Here is a 20,378-nt window from a genome sequence, read left to right as displayed (position 1 = left end):
CTTGTTTGTTTTCATGCCATCAGATTGACGGTATTGCGAGATCGTTCAAGCCTAAATTGAGCAAAATTTGTCGATCATCAATCGATCGCTGATCTCGCTGTCAACAGCGCGCGGGTGAACGGTTACCCATTTACCATCGCCAGACGCAGCAAGCTATTCCCATTACATGCGATACCATCATAGATATTCCGCAACTTAAGCCGGTTATCCTTCAGCTTCTTGCGCAGCCGATTTTTGTCATCGGTCTGCACATAGTCACAGATACTGGCCGCTAACTGCTCCACATTCGCCTCACTGGCCGGGCTATAACCGGCGCCCGTCAGTCCCACACCGACGATCACCGCCGCCATAAAAATACGCATACTGGTTCCCTCACTCATTGGCTTTGCATCCATGCCGCTTTGTCGTCAAAGCGATCGCGTTATCATCACAACAATGTAACGCATTTGAGTGTAAATTTTAACCGCCCAGGTTCATCCCATCACGCGCTCAAGCGTAATGAAATCCATCGCATACGGGTTTCGTTCATCCGCCAAGCGGTGCTCACGCGCAATTTCGTTCCACGGCAGTTGCTGGTAATCAGGAAATTGCGTATCGCCTTCAACGGCCAGATCCACCAAAGTCAGATAGAGCCGATCCGCTCGCTCCAACAAGGTGCCATAGAGTTGCCCGCCGCCAATGATCATCAGCTCGTCCACCGACCCCGCCGCCGCCACAGCCGCCTCGATATCGGCCACCACCGTGACCCCGTCCAACACAAGATCAGACTGACGGCTGATCACAATATTGTGCCGCCCCGGCAGAGGCCGTCCAATCGACTCATAGGTCTTCCGACCCATCACCACGGGCTTACCCATAGTCACGGCTTTAAAGTGTCTGAGATCCGCTGGCAGATGCCATGGCATTTGATTGTCTTTGCCGATCACTCGGTCTTTCGCCATACAGGCGATCATTGCGATACGCACACACACTCCCCATCCAGTCTCATCATTCTACCGCCCTTCGAAATATGCGAGCGCCAGACACAAAAAGGGCGCCCCGAAGGACGCCTTACTCTCGCACAATTCAAAATATGCGTCAGTTACTTCTGATAGACAACTTCCACATCGTAGTCATCTTCATCCCAGTCATCGTCATCCAGATCGTCTTCCACAACCTGCTGCATCTGCTGAGCATGATGATGTTCCCACTTGAAGCGCACTTCGGTGTCTTCCTCGATCTCTTCTTCCTCCACTGGCAACGTGTCCAGCATGGTCTGAAGATCTCGAACCAGAGGCTCGGTGCCCTGACGGCTGATGGCTGAGATCGGGTAGACATCGCCATCCCATTCCAAGGCATCAACGACCGCCTGCATGCGCTCTTCGCGCTCCTCCTCTGGCACCATGTCCAGTTTATTGAGCAACAGGCAACGCGGCTTGTTGAACAACTTTGGCGAATAGGCCTCAAGCTCATGCAAGATCGCGGTCGCGACATCGGCAGGCTCAGAGCCATCGATCGGTGCCATATCAATTATGTGCAGCAGGACCCGACAACGCTCCAAGTGCTTAAGGAAGCGGATCCCCAAACCGGCCCCTTCGGAGGCCCCTTCGATCAGACCCGGAATATCGGCGATCACAAAGCTGGAGCCAGGGCCAGAGCGCACCACACCCAGATTCGGGATCAAGGTGGTAAACGGGTAATTCGCCACCTTTGGCTTGGCCGCCGATACCGCACGGATAAAGGTCGATTTACCGGCATTGGGCATGCCCAGCATCCCCACATCCGCCAACAGCATCAGCTCGAGACGCACTTCGCGATGTTCGCCCTTAGAGCCCAAGGTCTTCTGGCGCGGCGCGCGGTTGACCGAGCTCTTAAAGCGGGTGTTACCTAGGCCGTGAAAACCGCCCTTGGCGATCATCAGCTTCTGACCGTGTTTGGTCAGATCGCCGATCACCTCATCGGTGTCCGCATCGATCGCGCGGGTACCGATAGGCACCGTCAGAACCTTATCTTCACCGCGACGGCCGGTACAGTTCGCACCCCGGCCATTCTTACCCCGTTCGGCACGGTGACAACGTTCAAAACGATAGTCCACCAGGGTATTCAGGTTTTCATCGGCGATCAGATAAACATCGCCGCCGTCACCACCATCACCCCCATCAGGTCCACCGTTAGGGATATATTTTTCCCGTCGGAAGCTGGCGACACCGCTGCCGCCGTCTCCGGCTTCCGCTCGAATGGTGACTTCATCTACAAACTTCATGATCCCGCCCCTGGCTTAAATCGTCTTAAAGTATAACTACATTACGCAAAAAGCCCCGCATCCGCGGGGCTTTTATCATCCGTTGAGTTCGGATTACTCAGCAACAATGCTCACAAATTTGCGATTGTTCTTGCCTTTCACTTCAAACTTAACTTTGCCGTCTTTGGTGGCGAACAGAGTGTGGTCTTTACCACAACCCATGTTGTCACCGGCGTGGAACTTAGTACCACGTTGACGAACGATGATGTTACCCGCCAGAACGGATTCGCCGCCGAAGCGCTTTACACCCAGACGTTTGCTTTCTGAATCACGGCCGTTACGAGTAGAACCGCCAGCTTTTTTGTGTGCCATCTTTCAGTGCTCCTCGATTAACCGTTGATGCCGGTGATTTTAACTTCAGTGAACCACTGACGGTGGCCCATCTGCTTACGGCTGTGCTTACGACGACGGAACTTAACGATTTTCACCTTGTCCGCACGACCGTGAGATACGATCTCAGCTACAACCTTGCCACCTTCAACCAGAGGGGCACCAACTTTTACTTCTTCGCCGTTAGCAACCAGCAATACCTGGTCGAACTCAACGGTTGCGCCGGTTTCTGCTTCCAGCTTTTCCAGACGCAGGGTTTGGCCTTCGGCAACACGATGCTGCTTACCGCCACTTTGGAATACCGCGTACATAATAACTCCGCTACTTCACACGCTGAAACCGCCTCAATAGTCGGGGGCCAGGGTGTGGCTAAAACTGTTTGACAATGGGCGCGCATTCTACGGCATGGACACTAAACAGGCAAGTGCGTCTTGGAAAAAGATCGAGAAAAGGATCTCAAGCTCGGTCGCACTCATCCGATTTCACTGGTTCCGAAATGCTTTTTGGGTAGAATGGCAAGCCGCAAAGCCATAATCATAGTAAGCTTTCGTTGCAGTAAGCCAGATTTTTCGGAACCCAAGAATGGACCTGAACGCCATCCGCGCCTTGGCCGACAACGATATGAAGTCGGTTAATCAAATGATCTCTGAACAGCTCCACTCTGACGTGGCCCTGATCAACCAGTTATCATTCTATATCATTAACGGTGGCGGTAAACGTCTCCGTCCCTTATTGGCTGTATTAGCAGCCCGCGCCGTGGAATATCAAGGTGACGCTCACGTAAAACTGGCCGCCATCATCGAGTTCATCCACACCGCGACCCTGCTGCACGATGACGTTGTGGATGAGTCCACCATGCGTCGGGGCCGGGAGACCGCCAATGCCCTGTTTGGTAACCAGGCCAGCGTTCTGGTTGGCGACTTTCTCTACACCCGCTCCTTCCAGATGATGACGGAGTTGCGCGACCTCACCGTACTGGAAGATCTGGCCGACGCCACCAACGTACTGGCGGAAGGTGAAGTGCTGCAGTTAATGAACTGCAACGACGCCGACACCAGTGAAGACAGCTATATGCAGGTGATCTACTGCAAAACCGCGCGTCTGTTCGAAGCCGCCACTCACCTCGCCGCCGTCTTGGCCGAGAAGGAGCCGGCCCTCTGTCAGGCCATGTCCGATTATGGCCGTTACTTGGGCACCGCATTCCAATTGGTCGATGATGTCCTCGATTACACCGCGGATGAGGAAGAGCTCGGCAAGAACCTGGGTGACGATCTGGCCGAAGGCAAGCCGACCCTCCCGCTGATCCACGCCATTGCGCACGCAGAGCCGGCGGACAGCCAGCGGATCCGTGATGCCATCGAGAACGGCGGTTGCGAAGAGATCGAGGCGGTCGTCGCCACCCTAGAGCAAACCGGCTCACTGGACTACACCATGCAGCGCGCCATCGAGGAGTCAGACAAAGCGATCGCCGCCCTGGCACCGCTCAACGACACCCCCTACAAACAGGCACTGATCAGCCTGGCGCAGATCGCGGTCAGTCGTCGCAACTGAATCCTGACCGTTCCTGTAACAACAAAAAAGCGCCCTCTGGGCGCTTTTTTGATGAAACATAGCGTTACCCATTCACAAAGGCTTCGCCCTTGCTGATATCGCCGCTGAGGGTCTCCAGCATGCCATCCAGTGCGTTCTTCTCGAACTCACTCAGGCTGCCGTAGGGCAAGATCGCCTCAACCCCATTTTTTCCCAACACCACAGGCTGGGCAAAGAAACGGGTATGCTCCCCGGCGCCTTCAACGTAGGCACACTCCACCACATCGGCTTCGCCCTGCAGGCCGCGCACGACCGAGAGGCCAAAACGGCAGGCCGCTTGCGCCATCGACAGGGTCGCACTGCCCGCACCGGCCTTCGCTTCCACCACTTCGGTACCGGCATTCTGGATACGATGAGTCAGGCTGGCGATCTCATCATCGCTGAAGCTGACCCCTTCCACCTGTGACAACAACGGCAGAATGGTCACGCCGCTGTGGCCGCCCACTACGTTGATCTTCACGTCAGCGGGGTTCAACCCTTTGGCTTGGGCGATAAAGGTTTCCGAGCGGATCACGTCTAAAGTGGTCACGCCAAACAATTTATTTTTATTGTACACACCGGCGCCTTTGAGCACTTCCGCCGCGATGGCTACCGTGGTGTTGACGGGGTTGGTGATCACGCCAATACAGGCCGTCGGTGCCGTCTCGGCGACTTTCCCTACCAGGTTACGAATGATCCCGGCATTCACGTTGAACAGATCCGCCCGATCCATCCCGGGCTTGCGGGCCACCCCAGCAGAGATCAGGACCAGATCAGCCCCTTCCAGCGCGGGGGTCGGATCTTCACCGGCAAAACCAACCGCCTCAACGGCGGTTGGAATGTGACTGATGTCGGCGGCCACCCCGGGCGTCACCGGGGCAATATCATACAGCGACAACTTGCTGCCTGCCGGCAGATTGAGTTTCAACAACAGAGCCAAAGCCTGACCAATCCCGCCAGCGGCGCCAAGTACAGCAACTTTCATGATTTATCTCCAACTTTCCCTGATTGGCGTGACCCGGGTCACACTCCCGTTTTCGCGCCCACGATACCCAAAGCAACGCGCATTAGCAATGATCTCAACCCGTAACTCTGGCGGATTTTTGTGCAAACGCGAAAACATCCTTTCATTGAATTATTATGCTTAAAATATGAATCACAGTTGATTTTTAAGCGGGTTTTATGCACAGTTGCAGATAACAACCACAGCGAACAGTCAGAATGTGTCATGAGAAACAGTAACCAGCAAGATGAATTGGTACGTGCATTCAAATCTCTGCTAAAAGAGGAACGTTTTGGCTCCCAAGGTGAGATCGTCAGCGCCCTGCAATCCGCGGGTTTTGCCAACATTAATCAGTCCAAAGTCTCCCGCATGCTCAGCAAGTTTGGCGCCGTGCGGACCCGCAACGCCAAACAAGAGATGGTCTATTGCCTCCCTGCCGAGTTAGGTGTTCCCACCGCCAATGCACAGCTGCGCAACCTGGTGTTGGATGTGGATCATAACGGCACCATGATCGTGGTCCGTGCCAGCCCTGGAGCGGCACAGTTGATCGCCCGTTTACTGGATTCGATGGGCAAGGCCGAAGGGATCCTCGGCACCATCGCCGGCGACGACACCATCTTCATCGCCCCATCCGATGTCAACCACCTCAACGACACCTTGGTGATGGTCAAAGAGCTGTTTAACTACGTCGACTGAGCCTCGGCGCGATCAAAAAAGCCCGGCTGATGCCGGGCTTACCATCCTGTCAAACAGCGCGCCGAATTAAAGACCCGCCGCCCCCTCAAGGAAGTCGATGGAGGGCGCAAAGTAAGCCGCGCCCGTCACGGCCTGAGTGTACTTGAGCAGGTGGTCGTAGTGACCGCCCTCGCCCATCACCATAGAGCGAAGCTGAGCGGTGAAATGCGCCGGGGTATTGCAACAACTGATAAAGAACAGCCCCTGCTCCTGCATATTGCCGTAGGGCATGCTCTGACGCAGGATCTCCATGCTACTGCCATCAGCGTGCTTCAGGTTGGTCCGCTTAATGTGGGCAAACGGCGCCTTGGCATCACTGGGGTATTCATGGTTCTCCACCTTAGTGCGACCTATGGTGTCTTCCTGAGTCTTCAGTGACTGCTGATCCCATAACGCCATGTTGTGCACGTAGCGTTGGGTATGGATATAGCTGCCATTTTGAAACGGCCGGTCTTCCTCCCCCACCAAAGCAACAGCCCGGCGGTTAACGCCCACCGGATTCTCTGTGCCATCGACAAAGCCGGTCAGATCCCGACTGTCCAGGTAGCGGAAGCTGCGCACCTCTTCCACCAAGTCAGCCAGACCGATCAGGCGACGACAGACCTCTGAGGCCGCGACGTGGTTCACGTCCAAACGATCGCTGCGCAGATGAACGAACAGATCCACTGGTTGACTCGGCGCCTGCCGATCATCCGCTTCAAATTGCGGGAACGGCGTCAGCTCGGCCGGACGCTGCTTCGGGTAGAGGGTGTCCCAATAGTTGGCCCCCACCGCGATAAAGCCATTGAAGGCGCAATCGGCATTGCGATCGGCCGAGCTCTGCAACCAAGATGCCAGGCCTGCCAATACGCGAGGCAAGGCGGCCTCAGCCCCCTCGCAGGCATTAAACATCAAATACAAACCGTGCAGATTGCCTTCTGCACATATTCCGCCCTGCTCCCTAGGCATAGATGTGTCCTTATTGTGATTCTCAGACGCCATGATGCGCTTCATCCTTAGGTTGATCCAGCCCCAAGTGTGCTGAGGCCGGGTTATCCTAGCAAGCGTCATCCCATCAAAACTTGATCCGCATTAATTTCGGTGGCGAGCGCCCACCACAACGGCAACAGCGCATCACCAAACGGTCAATCGCTGCACTTAGAACATCACCAGACTGTGCGGCAGCGCGGCGATCGCCACCCGCTGGCCCGGCTCCAAGCCGATATGTCCAGAGCGAACCGCCAAGTCCACCAGACCCACCTTGACCTGATAATCGCAATAGGTACCCGCGAAACGCCGCTCCATCACCACACCATCGCCGTTATTATCCGCCTCTAACGCCAGTTGCTGTGGTCGCAACAATAGGATCCCCTGATGCTCAGGCCGATGGCGCAATGCCGAAGCGCTGGTGATCACCCCCAGCGGCGTGCTGACTTCATGGCTGCCGGCCACTGTGGCATCGAGGTAATTGCCTCCCCCCAAGAAATCCGCCACAAAGCGACTGGCTGGACGGTAGTACAGCTCCTCTGCCCGCCCCGATTGCACCACTTTCCCCTCATGCAACAGGGCCAGCCGATCCGAGAAGGCAAACGCCTCCTCTTTAGAATGGGTCACAAAGATGGCACTGACGCCTTGTGAGCGCAGGATCTGGCGGATCTCCGCCATCAACTCGCCCCGTACCTGGCTGTCGATGTTGGAGAAGGGCTCATCGAGCAGCAATAAGCGCGGCTGATACGCCAGTGCTCGAGCGATCGCCACCCGTTGCTGCTGACCACCGGAGAGCTGATGAATATAGCGATCCGCTAAGCCATCGAGCTTCACCAAGGCAACCATCTCGGCGATCCGAGCCTGCGCCTTGGCCTTATCCCACGCCTTCAGACCAAAACCGATGTTCTCCGCCACCGTCAAATGGGGAAACAGGGCGTAATCCTGAAAGATCACCCCGATCCCACGCTGCTCGGTCGGCAGCACCCGCTGCGGCGAAGACAGCGGCTCGCCATCCAGCACGATCTCGCCCTGACTGACCGACATGAGGCCGGCAATGGCGCGCAGCAAGGTGGTCTTGCCGCACCCGCTGGGGCCCAACAAGGCTAGGATCTCGTTTTCGGCCAGATCCAACGACAGCTCATTGAGGATGGTCTTGCCTTGGTATTCGCAGGCCAACGCCTGGATCTGTAATTTTGACATGATGCTCTACTGCGTCAGTGCGCATGCTCCAGGCTTCGATTCAAAAAGATAACGGGGATCAGCCCCACGCCCACGATCACCAGAGCCGGCAAAGCCCCAAGCTCCAGCATCTCGTCAGACACAAACTGATAGACATAGGTGGCCAAGGTTTCGAACCCGATCGGCTTGAGCAGCAACGCCGCAGGCAGCTCCTTCATCGCCTCGATAAACACGATCAGCCCTGCCGCCAGCATACCGCGGCGCACCAACGGCAGATGGATCCAGCGCAGGATCCCGGCCGGGCTTTGCCCCATGGTGGCCGCCGCCATATCCAATGATGGACTGATCCGCTTAAAGCTGTTCTCCACGGCGCCCAATGGCACCGCCAGAAAGCGCACCGTATAGCCAAACACCAGTGCCAGCATCGAGCCCGACAGCACCAAACCCGGCAGCGGCTGGCCGAACCATTCGAACAGATCATTGATGGCAAAGTCCGCCGCGATCAGCGGGATCATCACCCCGATCGCCAATACCGTCCCAGGCAAGGCATAGCCGAAGCCAGCGATCTGACCGGGCAATCGATCCCAGCGACGCGGACTGATCCGCGCCAGATATTGCAATCCCAGCGCCACAAAGACGGTGATCACCGCCACCAGCGAAGAGATCAGCAAGCTATTGAAGCTGTACTGACCAAACGAACGCAGCGCGGTCGGATCAAAATAGTGCCAGGCATAATCCAGCAATACCAAGGCCGGCAACAAAAAGGAGAAGAACAGCAACACACCGCAATACAGTGACGCCGCCCACGCCTTCCAGCCCGTCAGCGTATAGCTGTAGTCCTCACTCTTGCCCTCCGCCTTCTGGAAACGCTCCTGCCGCGAACGGGCAAAGCGCTCGGCGAACATCAGCACCGCGATCACCAATAACATCAAGGTCGACAACCGCGCCGCACTGGCCATGCTGCCAAAGCCCAGCCAAGTGTCATACACCGCCGTGGTCAGCGTATTGACCGCAAAATAACTGACCGTGGCAAAATCCGCCAAGGTCTCCATCGCCACCAGTGACAGGCCCACCGCGATGGCGGGGCGTGCCAGCGGCAGACTCAAACGGAAAAAGCTCTGCACTGGTGTGCAGCCCATGGTGCGGCTGGCTTGGATCAGGTTGCTGGCCTGCTCCAAAAACGCCGTGCGGGCCAACATAAATACATAAGGAAACAGCACCAACGCCAGCATCAGCGCAGCCCCGCCCAGTGAGCGAACCGCAGGGAAATAGTAGTCTTGTGGCGACTGCCAGCCCATCACGGCGCGCAACGTCGCCTGCACTGGACCGGCATAATCCAGCATATCGGTGTAAACATACGCCACGATGTAGGCCGGCATGGCCAATGGCAACAGCATCGCCCACTGATAGATCCGCTGGCCCGGGAAGCGACACATCGCCACCAACCAGGCAGCAGGCAGGCCCATAAGTAGGGCGCCAAGTGCCACCAAGGCGATCAGCGCGACCGTGTTCACCACATAATCGAGCAGGACGGTCTGTTTAAGATGATCGAAGACCGCCTGATCCGGGTCTAACGATTGAAATAGGAGTGCAAATAACGGCAACAACAGGACGGCAACCATCAGGAAGCCGCCCAGACTCCAACGCCAGGACAGCGTTTGGATCAAAGATCGAACCTTACTTCATCAAGCAGTTTCATCGCCTGTGCATGGTGCTCAGACAACTGGTAAACCGGCAGCACATCCGCCTTAAAGGCGCCCCAACTCGCCACCATCTCAGAGGGTGCAACCTCGGGATGAACCGGGTATTCGGCGTTAAGCTCGGCGTACACCTGCTGGGCCTTCTGCCCGGACAGGAACTCGATCAGCGCCTGACCGCCCGCCGCGTTCTTAGCGTGCTTGGCCATCACCGCACCGGACACATTGATGTGGGCACCGCGATCGGCCTGATTCGGGAAGTTGATCACCACCTGCTCAGCCCAGCCCGCCTGCTTAGGATCTTCCAACATTTTACCGTAGTAATAGCTGTTGCCGATGGCGTAATCACACACCCCCTCAGCCACCGCGGTGATCTGCGCACGATCATTGCCCTGAGGCTTACGCGCCAGGTTGGCCTTCACCCCTTCCAGCCACTGCTTGGTCTTCGCCTCGCCGTGGTGAGCGATCATCGAGGCGATCAGCGCCACGTTGTAAGCATTCTTACCGGAGCGCATGCAGATCTTGCCCTTAAAGGCCGGCGTCGCCAGATCTTCATAGCGCAACTCGGCCGCCCCGATCCGCGCCATAGAGCTGTAGACATTACGGGTGCGCAAGGTCAGCGCAAACCAGTGGTTATCCGGGGCTCGGTACTGACTGGGGATATTCGCCGATAGGACGTCACTCTGCACGGGCTGGGTCAGCCCCATATCCACCAAGGTTGCCAGACGAGAGATATCTGTGGTCAGCACCACATCCGCCGGCGACAAGCGCCCTTCCCGGCGCAGACGCTCCTCTAAGCCTGTTTGAGCGAACACCACCTGGGTTTTGATCCCCGTCTCTTCGGTGAACATTTCCAGCATAGGCTCAACCAAAAACGGCTGGCGATAGGAGTAAACCGTGACGGTTTGGGCCACGGATACGGCGCTGAATAAAATGAGTACAGCAGCAAGAACAGAGCGAAGCATACAAGCCCCCACGGGATCGATAATGAGAATAATTCCTTTTAACGACAAGGGTACTCAACTCCCTGTCGTGTAGCAACGGAGCTAGATCAAAAAAAGCCCCCAAAAGGGGGCTCAGGCGAACAAGTTTGGCGGCTTTAGCTGCCAGTTTTTACTGTGATGAACTCAGGATAGGCATCGATACCACAATCTGACGCATCCATGCCCTGATACTCTTCCTCTTCCGTTACCCGAATGCCCATCAGTGCCTTCAGTGCCATCCAGGTCACCAGGCTTGCACCGAAGACCCAAGCGAAGATCACCACCGCACCGGACAATTGACCAATCAAGGTCGCATCTGGGTTGGACACCGGCACCAACATCAGCCCCAAGAAACCACACACACCGTGTACCGAGATGGCCCCGACCGGATCGTCCAGCTTGATCTTATCCATCGCCACAATGGAGAACACCACCAGGCTACCGGAGGCCGCACCGATCACCGCAGCCAGCACCAAGGAGGGTGACAGCGGATCCGCGGTGATGGCCACCAATCCCGCTAGGGCGCCGTTCAAGATCATGGTCAAGTCCGCCTTACCCCAAGTCACCTTACACACGACCAATGCCGCGATGGCACCGAAGGCCGCTGCCGAGTTGGTGTTGACGAAGATCTTCGCCACCGCAGACGCATTCTCCGCATCGGACACCAGCAACTGCGAGCCCCCGTTAAAGCCAAACCAACCCAACCACAGGATAAAGGTGCCCAAGGTCGCCAGTGGCATATTGGAACCCGGGATAGGATTCACGCTGCCATCTTTGTTGTATTTTCCTTTACGCGCTCCAAGAAGAAGCACCCCGGCGATCGCTGCAGCTGCCCCGGCCATGTGCACAATGCCTGAGCCGGCAAAGTCCACAAATCCAAGTGTTTCAGAGACAAAGCCACCCCCCCAGGTCCAATATCCCTCAACCGGATAGATAAAGCCGGTCAGTACTACAGCAAAGGCCAGGAATGCCCAAAGCTTCATGCGTTCCGCGACGGCGCCGGAGACAATCGACATCGCCGTTGCCACAAACACCACTTGGAAGAAGAAATCCGATTCCAAGGCATGATCGGCATCCGCCGCCTGGGTGCCTATCAAGCCCCCGAAGCTCGGCAGCCATCCGCCTTCGACGTTATCCACGTACATGATGTGGTAACCCACTAGCAGGTACATGGCGCAGGCAATCGCATACAAACACATGTTTTTGGTCAAGATCTCCGTGGTGTTTTTGGACCGAACCAAGCCGGCCTCCAACATGGCAAACCCTGCGGCCATCCACATCACCAAGGCCCCGGAGATCAAAAAGTAAAATGTATCCAGTGCAAAACGCAGTTCGGTGACCGTCGCACCCAAGCTCGCTAATTCTTCCATCATACTGCTCCCTTAAATCGCTTCTGCGTCCATTTCACCGGTACGGATCCGAACCACTCGGTCCAGATCGGTCACGAAGATCTTACCGTCGCCGATCTTGCCGGTGCCCGCCGCCTGGACGATCACCTCGATCAGCCGCTCCACGTTTTCCGTTTGCGTTGCGATCTCCAACTTCACTTTCGGCAGAAAATCGACCTGATACTCGGCACCGCGATACAGTTCGGTGTGCCCCTTTTGACGACCGAATCCCTTAACCTCGGTGACGGTTAACCCATCCACGCCCAGCTCGGCGACGGCTTCCCGAACGTCATCCAACTTAAAAGGCTTAATTATCGCGCTGACCAGTTTCATCCCAATTCTCCTAATTAAAACGCTGCGCTTGTTCGTGCCATAGCTATATCAACTGTCGTGCCAACATTTAAAGCCTATATTTTTCAACATATTACAACCAGTGACTGACGAGACCTGTCAGCCATTGCACACAATTGAGTCAGTTGCTCAGCAGGATGCACCAGAACGGTGCGAGTGCGCTCGGGTGACAGCGATCGGGACACCTGCCATGCCTTAACGCGTGCATCATGACCCCGGGCTTGCCAGTCACAGCTCCCACACATAACTCCCAAACATGACTCCACGGGCGGCGCTGCCAGCCCAACGACACTCCACAGAAAAGGGGAGAGCTTTCGCTCTCCCCTTTGATCCAACTCTTCGTTATCGCTGTCAGCGATCGTGTGGTGCCGTTATTGCTTATCCCCGCCGTACTTCTTGTCGTACTCCGCATCCCACTTGGACGCCGGACCTTCCAAGAAAGAGGCCTTGTCGGCTTCCATGCCTTTCATGTCCATCCCCAGCGCAGCTTGTGCGGCGGCCTTGGTGGAGATATCCGGAATGGCCACCACATCGGTCATCCCGTTGGTTGCCAACACACGGGCCAGACTGGCGCGGGCATCGGCGCTACGCTCCAGGGAGGAGGCCAACAAACGTAAGGCTTCAGCTGGGTTGTGCGCGTGGATCCCGTGGGACGCAATGGCCATATCCCAGCGCCATTGAGCGTGACGGATAGCCAATAAAGCGTCAGCCATCTGCGCTTCGGTCGCACCCGCATCCCAAGCGGCTTTCGCTTCAAAGTGGGCATGCACCAATTGCTTCTCGGCTTTGAGTTTGGCCTCGTTCACCATCTCTTTGTAGTTGGCCACCACGGATTCCAGCTCATCTTTGCCCTGATCGTGGCAACGCGCACAGGTGAACTCGAACCGGTCGAAAGGATTACCGACGTTGTGATCGGTGAATTTCTTACCCTCTTCATTGGTGACCCGCGGCATATGACAGTCGGTACAGGACACATCATTGCGGCCGTGAGGGCCGGTCAGCGTGGTTTCAAAGCCTGGGTGTTGCGCCTTGAGCATCTTCGCCTTCGACACCGCATGGGTCCAATCCGCAAACTGGATCGCATCGTAATACGCTTCCATATCTTCGGTTTGGGTGCCGTTATCCCATGGGAACTTCACGAACACATCACCGGGGGTGAAGTAGTACTCGACGTGACACTGACCGCACACCATAGATTGCTTCTGCGACTTGGTGGCGTCTTCCCATTTCCAGCCGATGCTGTCCATCGCCCGCTCGGCAAATGGCACGGAAATGCGCAAGCGCGTGTTGTTATCGTGGCAATTGCCACAGCCGATCTCATTGGTGATCTCCGGCCCGCCGCGCGCCCATTTGCCATCAAAGTAAGCCGCCTCCCCATTGGCTTCGATATAACGCGGCACGTCTGGGGATTTACAGGACCAACACGCCATCGGCATCGGGCCATCATCCGGCCCTTTCGGAGCACCGGTACGCAGAGTGTTGCGCAGATCAGTAATGGTGTAGTGGTGACCGCGCGCCTTGTTGTAGTCCTTAGCAAAGCCGTAGCCTGCCCAGAGGATCACCAAATTCGGATCGCCTTCCAGCGCATCGACCACCTCACTGCTTTCGCTGGTTTGATGCCAGCTTTCATATTGCCGCTTAAACCGAGAAAACTCTTCACTGTTTGCTTTGGTGATCTGTGCCTGAGCCGCACTACTGAACGCCATCAGGCTCGCCAATACGACTGCCCATTTACCCTGCCTGCCCATCATTGTACTTTCTCCCTGCGCTCACATTTAAGGGTGACTTAAATTCACTCAACAGTAGACTATCGCATCCCGATCCGCCGCCCTAGCACTGGCGCAAGTTATCTGACCCTACATTGATTGTGATCAAGTTGTTAATGCACCAGTTCACAATTCCACCGCAACAGCCTTTGCCCACTCAACACGAAGGGGCACAATGCCGTCCCTTTTTCATCCCACCGAGCCCGCATGAAACGTAAAGCGCAACTGAGCCGTACCGTGATCCTCACCATGCTATTGGTGATCGCCTGCGCCAGCCTACAAGCCGGGATCAGCCTGCTCACCACGCTATACAGCGTAGGCGATGGCCGTGCCATCAATGACGCGGGCTCATTAAGGATGCGGGCCTATCAGATGGTGTTTCTCACCAATGCCGGCAGTGACGCCCTGGATCAAAAGATCGCCGAATTCGAGCAGATCCTCGACTCCCCCAACTTGGTGCGAACCACCGGTTTCTATGCGCCGACGGATCTGCGTGAGCACTACCTTCAGGTCACTGAGCGCTGGCAGCGGATGCGGGGGTTGGCCCAGAGCAATAACTCCCGTGCCTATGTGCGTGAAGTAAAGCGCTTTGTCGCCGATATCGACGACTATGTCCTCAGTCTGGAGCGGTTTGCCCGCTTTAAATTGATGGTACTGGCCCTGATCCAAGCCATCGGGATCCTGCTGATGAGTCTGCTGACCTTTCTGGTCTGCCGCTACGCCCACCGCGAGGTGATCGTGCCGTTACGCCAACTCGAGCACAACGCCGAAGCCCTAGCCGCAGGCAAATTCACCCTGCAGACGCCCCCCTCCCGTTTCCGCGAGCTCAGTACCTTAGGCCACGCCATCAGCGGCGCGGGCAACGAGCTAGAGCAGCTCTATCAGCAACTTGAGCGCAAGGTCGAGTCTCAAGATCGGGCCCTGCAATTAGCCCATCAACGCCTGAGTTTTCTGTATGAAACCGCGCACCACCTGCACAGCCACCCGATGAACCGGGAGACTCTGCAGCACACGTTGGACCGACTTCGCCACCAGGCCGGGGCCGACAGCGTCGCCCTGCAGCTCAGTGATGAAGCGCCACTCTGGTCCGGGCCCGACGCGACTCAGCCGCCTTGCCTCTCCTTGCCATTGCCACAGCGCGATGGGATCCAAGGCACCTTGGCGTTGTATCAACCACAACGACGGGACACGAGTTTGCTGCAAAGCTTCCTCCACCTGCTCAGTCAAACCCTGCAAAGCCATCGCGATACCGAGCTGCAGGAGCGCCTAGCCCTAATGGAGGAGCGGGCGGTGATCGCCCGTGAGCTGCACGATTCGCTCGGGCAACTGCTGGCTTACATGAAGATCCAACTGACCCTCCTTCAACGGGCGACCGCCAGCGGCGATCTCGACGCCATCGAGCAGACCCGCCAGTCACTCAAAGGCTCGGTGGACAATGCCTACAGCCAGCTGCGCGAGCTGCTGTCGACCTTCCGGCTCAAACTGGCGTCGCCGGATCTGCCCAGCGCACTCAGCAGCATGCTCGAGGAGCTGCAGCCGCGCAGTGGCGCCCGCCTGAGCCTGGACTATCAACTGCCACCTCTGGTGCTGTCCGCTCCGCAACAGGTTCACCTGATGCAACTGTTGCGAGAAGCCGTGGTCAATGCCATCAAGCACGCCGACGCCAGCACGATCCAACTCAGCTGCTTTCGCCAGCAAGCGCACTGGATCATGAGCGTCAGTGACAACGGGATCGGCATGCAGGCCCCGGACGATCAAGACGGCCACTTTGGCCTAGGGATCATGCAAGAGCGCGCCCGTAACATGGGCGGACAACTGTCGATCCAACCCAGCGCTCACGGCGGCGTCGATATTCAAGTCAGATTGCCGATCACCGCGGAGAGCCAGCATGATCACAACTAAAGAGAGCCCTATGATCCGCCACTGCCAAGCGCTACTCGTCGACGATCACCCCATGCTGCGGCGCGGCCTGTGCCAGCTGCTGCAGCTGGATCCCCGTTTCGCCACCCCATTGCAAGCCGGCAGTGGCCCAGAAGCGTTGGCCTTGATGACGCAACATGCGGTCGATCTGGTGGTGTTGGATCTTAATATGCAGCCCATGAGCGGGCTCGACACTCTGCAGGCGATCCGCCGCCAAGACCGCACCTGCAAGGTGGTGATCTACAGCGTCTCGGATGCGCCCAGAGACGCCGAAGCGGTGATGGCTGCCGGGGCCGACGGCTTCCTGATTAAAGACACGGATCCGGATGAGCTGATCGAAGCGCTGGCGGCGATCACTCAGGGCCAGCAGCGGCTCAGCCCGAGCCTGACACAGGCCCTGCAGGATGAGCATCGCTGGGATAGGGAGCTGACGCCAAGAGAGCGGCAGATCGCCGATCTGATCGCCCAGGGCATGAGCAACAAGGCGATCAGCGAAGCCCTGTTCATCAGCGAAGGTACCGCCAAGGTGCACGTCAAAAACCTGCTGCGCAAAACCGGCTGCAGCAGCCGCGTCGCCTTGGCGGTCAAAGCGCTCGAGCAGTAACGAACGCTTTAGCGGCCGCGAATGAACGCCAACCAGCTCTCCAGCAGGTGATCAAAATCCTCCAGGCCGCACACGGCCTCGGATTCGGCGTCGTACACCGCCAACGCCGGATCAAACTCATCCTCCTCCGCCTGGCGATGCACGCTGTGATCCTGCACGCTGATCTCGTCCGCCTCGATCAGCAGGGTCTGCTCGCTGCCCTCCAGTCGATAGGGGGTGCGCTCGCCCGCCAGGCGCTGCGCCACCGCCGTCTGCACCAAGGCGATGGTGGCCGGCTGCTGCAACTCATCCTGCAGGAAGCGACCGATCGCCTCATGCCCCATCGACATCAACGCCACCGGACTGCCGCCTAATTCGCGACGAAATTCAAACTCCATGATCTCTCTACTTATCTGTACCGAAAAAAGCTGCCAAAGTGGCATAACTACGAGCAATAACGCGCGGCAGCATACTGAAGATAGCCGCTGAGGCAACGACTTTGGTAAAATAGTCCCGCGCGGCAGCCGCCGTGCGCCTATCTTGAGCAAAGGAACACCATGAGCGACCTCGCTGAACGCCTGCTGCAACTGGAGACCAAAGTGGCCTACCAGGACAGCAACATTGAATTACTGAACGACACCGTTACCCAGCTCAACGGCATGGTGGCCAAACAGGCAGAGCAGATCCGACTGCTGGCCGAGCGCGTCAAAGCGATGCCGCAGGCCCAACTCGCCAACAGCGACGATGAAACACCGCCACCGCACTATTAAGCTGGTGTATCTGCACAAGGAATTGCAATGATCCAAGCGATTGCCCAATTGGGTGAGCCCGTCCTCAAAACGGTCGCGCAACCTGTCGACCAGTTTGGTGACGCCCTCACCGCACTGCTAAGCCGGATGGAACACACCATGCTGGCCGCGAACGGCGTGGGGATCGCCGCGCCGCAGATCTTCGTCTCGCAGCGGGCGCTGATCATCGCATCGCGCCCCAACCCTCGCTACCCGGACGCACCATCGATGGCGCCGCTGGCCTTGATCAACCCAGAGATCGTACAGCTCGGCGGCGAGTGGAGCAGCGCCTTTGAAGGTTGCCTGTCCGTCCCGGGGATCCGCGGCCGGGTGCGACGACGCAACGAGGTCACGGTGCGCTATCAGGACGCCCAGGGCCACTTCCAGCAGAGTCAGTTCAGCGGCTTTGCCGCCCGGATCTTTCTGCACGAGTACGACCATCTGGAAGGTCGTACCTTCTTGGATCAGATCCAAAGCAGCGACGATCTGATCGCCACCAGTGTGCTGGAGCAAGCATGTTCCAGCGCCTGATCCAAGCGACACTCATTCTCCTGCTGAGCCTGTTGACCGGCTGCGCCGGCAGCAGCCTGTTTGTGCCCTACCCCAGTCGCATTGCCACGGTTCACAGCCAGCTGATCAAGGGCGATGATCAGGCCGCCTTAAAGACACTCAGCAGTGGTTTATCCGGCGCCGACAGCTTGCTGTACGCGCAAGAATCCGGCCGCGTCGCCGCCCTGCTGGGCGACACCGACAGCAGCCTCAAGTTCTACCGCTTGGCGATGACCGACTACAACCAATACGACTGGAAGGCGATCGTCTCCTTGACCGATCTCAGCGCCCAGCTCGGAGCGGCCACCCTGTCCGATAATCTGGTGCCCTACCGGGGCCAGGCGTTCGAACGCGTCATGCTGCATCAGCAACAATCCTTCAATTACCTGTGGCAGGGTGACATAGAGGGCGCCATGGTGGAGGTGCGCCGGGCCGATCAGGCCCAAGAGCTGGCGCAACAGGCGTACCGCAGTGCGCTCAAGTCCCAGCGTGCGCTAAGCAATGCCGCCATCGATGCCGAGCTAACCCAGCTGGATCGCCAGGCCGGCAACGCCCCCGACTCCTTTATCAACCCCTATGTGCTGTTCAGCAATGCGGTGCTGTATGAAGCCAACGGCCAGGCCAACGACGCGCTGATCGACATCCGCAAAGCGCTGCAGCTGTTGCCGGAGAACCGACTGCTACAGCAGGAGATGGTCCGCCTGTCCTGCCAGGTGCGCATCGATTGTGCCGCACTGAGCCAACGCTTCGGCGACAGCCCACAGCCCGAGCCCGACAGCGGTCGACTGGTGGTGTTGTATGAAACCGGCACCCTGCCGCCGCGCCAGGGGATCAGCGTGCCGTTTAGCTGGGACGGGGCCTATCAACAGATCGCCCTGCCCACCTACCGCGACAACCGACCCGAGCCTGCGCCGCTGAGTCTGACGCTGGGCGAGCAGACGCTGCAAACCCAACCTTTAGCCAATCTGGATCAGATGGCCGCTCGCTCACTTCGTGAGCAGTATCCCTTTATCCTAGTTCGGCAGGGAATTAGACTGGCCACCAAACACAACACCAACCAATGGGCCGATCGCAAAGGCGGCGAGCTGGGCGCCTTCACCATGCAGGTGTTCAATGCCCTGACCGAACAGGCCGACCGGCGCAGCTGGCTGAGCCTGCCCCGCCAGGCTCAGGCGTGGGCGGGTTACCTCACCGAAGGGGAATACCAGTTCAACCTCGACGGTCAGGCCAACACCCTGACGCTGGCTCGTGGCCGTACCACCTTAGTCTGGATCGCCCGACAAGACGGCGTCCGCCAAATTCGAACCATACTGATCTGAACGATCGACAGAGGGATCACACAATGAAAGCACTGAAATACCTGTTGCCACTCTCCCTGGCCCTAGTCTTAGCCGGGTGCCAATCCAAGGTGGAGTACCGCGACGCCACCGAGATCGAAACCGTCGACGTCAGCTTCGGCTCCAGCGATCTGCAAGCGGTTGCCACCAAGATGGTGGACTCCATGCTGACCACCCCATCGGTGATGGCATTGACCGCCAGCGACCGCCCCATCGTGTTCGTTGATCGGATCACCAACAAGACCTCCGAGCACATCGACACCGAGTCCATCACCGACACCATCAGCACCCGTCTGCTGCGCTCCGGCAAATTCCGCTTTATCGACATGACCCGCGTCGACGCGGTACGCCAGCAGCTGGATTATCAGAACAACGCGGGTCTGGTCGATCCGGGCAAGGCGATCCAGTTTGGCCGTCAGGTCGGCGCCCAATACATGCTGTACGGCAACCTGTCCTCCATCGTCAAGCAAAACGGCTCCACCAAGGACGTCTACTACAAGATGACCATGCGTCTGATGGATCTGGAATCCGGCCTGATCGAGTGGGCCGACGAGAAAGAGCTGCGCAAGCAGCAGTCCAAATCCTTCCTGGGTCGCTAACCGCCCAGCGGGCCTTGGCCACCACCCAGATCACCACAACGGGCCCAATGGCCCGTTGTTTCATTGCCATGCCGCAAAACGCGACGCGCTCATCGCTTACTCCGGCTTGAACAGCCCGATCACCTCACCACTCCCCGCCTGCTGCTGCGCCGGTGCCGAGCCCTGACGCCGCTGGTGGCCGCATTCAACGCACTCCATCACCTCCACCCCGGACTGCGCATACAGCATAATGCTGTCCTGCTGCTGGCATTGCGGGCAGGTCGCCCCCGCGATAAACCGCTTCTTCGTCACCATAGTGAGACCGCTCCCTGTTGGGCCGTTGCCTGAAATGGGCTATCATCCGGCCAATTTTTC

Annotated in this window: 22 protein-coding genes and 1 pseudogene; 8 read left to right on the top strand and 15 right to left on the bottom strand. The window is 57.7% G+C overall.

Going from position 1 to position 20,378, the window contains the following annotated elements; genetic code table 11:
• Positions 1–125 precede the first annotated feature (125 nt).
• The 5 genes and pseudogenes from ABEA08_RS09420 to rplU form a co-directional block, all read right to left on the bottom strand.
• A pseudogene (locus tag ABEA08_RS09420) lies at positions 126–350 on the bottom strand (DUF3718 domain-containing protein); the annotation flags it as partial.
• A 123-nt stretch (positions 351–473) separates the two neighbouring features.
• A complete protein-coding gene (folA, locus tag ABEA08_RS09415) occupies positions 474–965 on the bottom strand; it encodes a type 3 dihydrofolate reductase (protein WP_345335051.1) in 492 nt (163 codons plus the stop codon).
• A gap of 116 nt (positions 966–1,081) precedes the next feature.
• A complete protein-coding gene (cgtA, locus tag ABEA08_RS09410; RefSeq protein ID WP_345335050.1) occupies positions 1,082–2,242 on the bottom strand; it encodes an Obg family GTPase CgtA in 1,161 nt (386 codons plus the stop codon).
• Positions 2,243–2,335: 93 nt separating this feature from the next.
• Positions 2,336–2,593 carry a 50S ribosomal protein L27 gene (gene rpmA, locus ABEA08_RS09405; RefSeq protein ID WP_345335049.1) on the bottom strand — a complete coding sequence of 86 codons (258 nt, stop codon included), beginning with the start codon at positions 2,591–2,593 and terminating at the stop codon, positions 2,336–2,338.
• 17 nt (positions 2,594–2,610) lie between these two features.
• Positions 2,611–2,922, bottom strand: coding sequence for a 50S ribosomal protein L21 (rplU, locus tag ABEA08_RS09400; RefSeq protein WP_345335048.1), 312 nt, complete (start codon positions 2,920–2,922; stop codon positions 2,611–2,613).
• Between the two features lie 271 nt (positions 2,923–3,193).
• Between rplU and ispB the strand changes: the two genes are divergently transcribed.
• Positions 3,194–4,162, top strand: a complete 969-nt coding sequence (gene ispB, locus ABEA08_RS09395) for an octaprenyl diphosphate synthase (protein ID WP_345335047.1) — start codon at positions 3,194–3,196, stop codon at positions 4,160–4,162.
• A 64-nt stretch (positions 4,163–4,226) separates the two neighbouring features.
• On the opposite strand, the gene mdh is transcribed toward ispB, so the two are convergent.
• Positions 4,227–5,165, bottom strand: coding sequence for a malate dehydrogenase (gene mdh, locus ABEA08_RS09390; protein WP_345335046.1), 939 nt, complete (start codon positions 5,163–5,165; stop codon positions 4,227–4,229).
• Positions 5,166–5,408: 243 nt separating this feature from the next.
• On the opposite strand from mdh, the gene argR reads away from it, so the two are divergent.
• Positions 5,409–5,879, top strand: coding sequence for a transcriptional regulator ArgR (gene argR, locus ABEA08_RS09385; RefSeq protein WP_345335045.1), 471 nt, complete (start codon positions 5,409–5,411; stop codon positions 5,877–5,879).
• Between the two features lie 66 nt (positions 5,880–5,945).
• On the opposite strand, the gene ABEA08_RS09380 is transcribed toward argR, so the two are convergent.
• The 7 genes from ABEA08_RS09380 to nrfA all read right to left on the bottom strand — a co-directional run bounded on the left by ABEA08_RS09380 (position 5,946) and on the right by nrfA (position 14,233).
• Positions 5,946–6,866, bottom strand: coding sequence for a Dyp-type peroxidase (locus ABEA08_RS09380; RefSeq protein WP_345335044.1), 921 nt, complete (start codon positions 6,864–6,866; stop codon positions 5,946–5,948).
• Positions 6,867–7,055: 189 nt separating this feature from the next.
• Positions 7,056–8,087: an ABC transporter ATP-binding protein gene (locus ABEA08_RS09375; RefSeq protein WP_425557351.1), complete on the bottom strand. Its 1,032-nt coding sequence runs from the start codon at positions 8,085–8,087 to the stop codon at positions 7,056–7,058.
• Between the two features lie 11 nt (positions 8,088–8,098).
• Positions 8,099–9,730 (bottom strand): ABC transporter permease, encoded by a 1,632-nt coding sequence (locus ABEA08_RS09370; protein WP_345335042.1) that lies wholly within the window; start codon positions 9,728–9,730, stop codon positions 8,099–8,101.
• Positions 9,727–10,725 (bottom strand): Fe(3+) ABC transporter substrate-binding protein, encoded by a 999-nt coding sequence (locus tag ABEA08_RS09365; protein ID WP_345335041.1) that lies wholly within the window; start codon positions 10,723–10,725, stop codon positions 9,727–9,729. Before ABEA08_RS09365 ends, ABEA08_RS09370 begins: the two co-directional genes overlap by 4 nt.
• Before the next feature lie 134 nt (positions 10,726–10,859).
• Complete coding sequence (locus tag ABEA08_RS09360) at positions 10,860–12,113, bottom strand: ammonium transporter (protein WP_345335040.1); 1,254 nt, start codon at positions 12,111–12,113, stop codon at positions 10,860–10,862.
• Positions 12,114–12,125: 12 nt separating this feature from the next.
• Positions 12,126–12,464, bottom strand: a complete 339-nt coding sequence (locus tag ABEA08_RS09355; RefSeq protein ID WP_345335039.1) for a P-II family nitrogen regulator — start codon at positions 12,462–12,464, stop codon at positions 12,126–12,128.
• Positions 12,465–12,853: 389 nt separating this feature from the next.
• Entirely contained in the window at positions 12,854–14,233 is a 1,380-nt protein-coding gene (gene nrfA, locus ABEA08_RS09350; RefSeq protein ID WP_425557349.1) for an ammonia-forming cytochrome c nitrite reductase, read from the bottom strand.
• A 222-nt stretch (positions 14,234–14,455) separates the two neighbouring features.
• Here nrfA and ABEA08_RS09345 point away from each other — a divergent pair, with 222 nt between their 5' ends.
• Positions 14,456–16,150 (top strand): type IV pili methyl-accepting chemotaxis transducer N-terminal domain-containing protein, encoded by a 1,695-nt coding sequence (locus ABEA08_RS09345; protein WP_345335037.1) that lies wholly within the window; start codon positions 14,456–14,458, stop codon positions 16,148–16,150.
• The gene (locus tag ABEA08_RS09340) at positions 16,137–16,772 is read left to right on the top strand and encodes a response regulator (RefSeq protein ID WP_345335036.1); all 636 of its coding nucleotides are present in this window, start codon (positions 16,137–16,139) and stop codon (positions 16,770–16,772) included. The genes ABEA08_RS09345 and ABEA08_RS09340 overlap by 14 nt, the downstream gene beginning before the upstream one ends.
• An 8-nt stretch (positions 16,773–16,780) precedes the next feature.
• Here the strand turns inward: ABEA08_RS09340 and ABEA08_RS09335 are convergent, their stop codons facing one another.
• Positions 16,781–17,149: a YacL family protein gene (locus ABEA08_RS09335; protein ID WP_345335035.1), complete on the bottom strand. Its 369-nt coding sequence runs from the start codon at positions 17,147–17,149 to the stop codon at positions 16,781–16,783.
• A 159-nt stretch (positions 17,150–17,308) separates the two neighbouring features.
• Here ABEA08_RS09335 and ABEA08_RS09330 point away from each other — a divergent pair, with 159 nt between their 5' ends.
• From ABEA08_RS09330 to lpoB, 4 genes are read left to right on the top strand one after another with little or no spacing between them, the layout of a single operon-like run.
• Positions 17,309–17,521: a SlyX family protein gene (locus tag ABEA08_RS09330; RefSeq protein ID WP_345335034.1), complete on the top strand. Its 213-nt coding sequence runs from the start codon at positions 17,309–17,311 to the stop codon at positions 17,519–17,521.
• A gap of 27 nt (positions 17,522–17,548) precedes the next feature.
• Positions 17,549–18,070, top strand: a complete 522-nt coding sequence (gene def, locus ABEA08_RS09325) for a peptide deformylase (protein WP_345335033.1) — start codon at positions 17,549–17,551, stop codon at positions 18,068–18,070.
• Complete coding sequence (locus ABEA08_RS09320) at positions 18,055–19,407, top strand: COG3014 family protein (protein WP_345335032.1); 1,353 nt, start codon at positions 18,055–18,057, stop codon at positions 19,405–19,407. The genes def and ABEA08_RS09320 overlap by 16 nt, the downstream gene beginning before the upstream one ends.
• A gap of 23 nt (positions 19,408–19,430) precedes the next feature.
• Entirely contained in the window at positions 19,431–20,024 is a 594-nt protein-coding gene (lpoB, locus tag ABEA08_RS09315; RefSeq protein ID WP_345335031.1) for a penicillin-binding protein activator LpoB, read from the top strand.
• Positions 20,025–20,120: 96 nt separating this feature from the next.
• On the opposite strand, the gene ABEA08_RS09310 is transcribed toward lpoB, so the two are convergent.
• The gene (locus ABEA08_RS09310; RefSeq protein WP_345335030.1) at positions 20,121–20,318 is read right to left on the bottom strand and encodes a YheV family putative zinc ribbon protein; all 198 of its coding nucleotides are present in this window, start codon (positions 20,316–20,318) and stop codon (positions 20,121–20,123) included.
• Positions 20,319–20,378 lie beyond the last annotated feature (60 nt).

This window comes from Ferrimonas pelagia, assembly GCF_039543565.1.
GTDB lineage: Bacteria > Pseudomonadota > Gammaproteobacteria > Enterobacterales > Shewanellaceae > Ferrimonas > Ferrimonas pelagia.
This window is presented reverse-complemented; position numbering and strand designations above follow the sequence as displayed.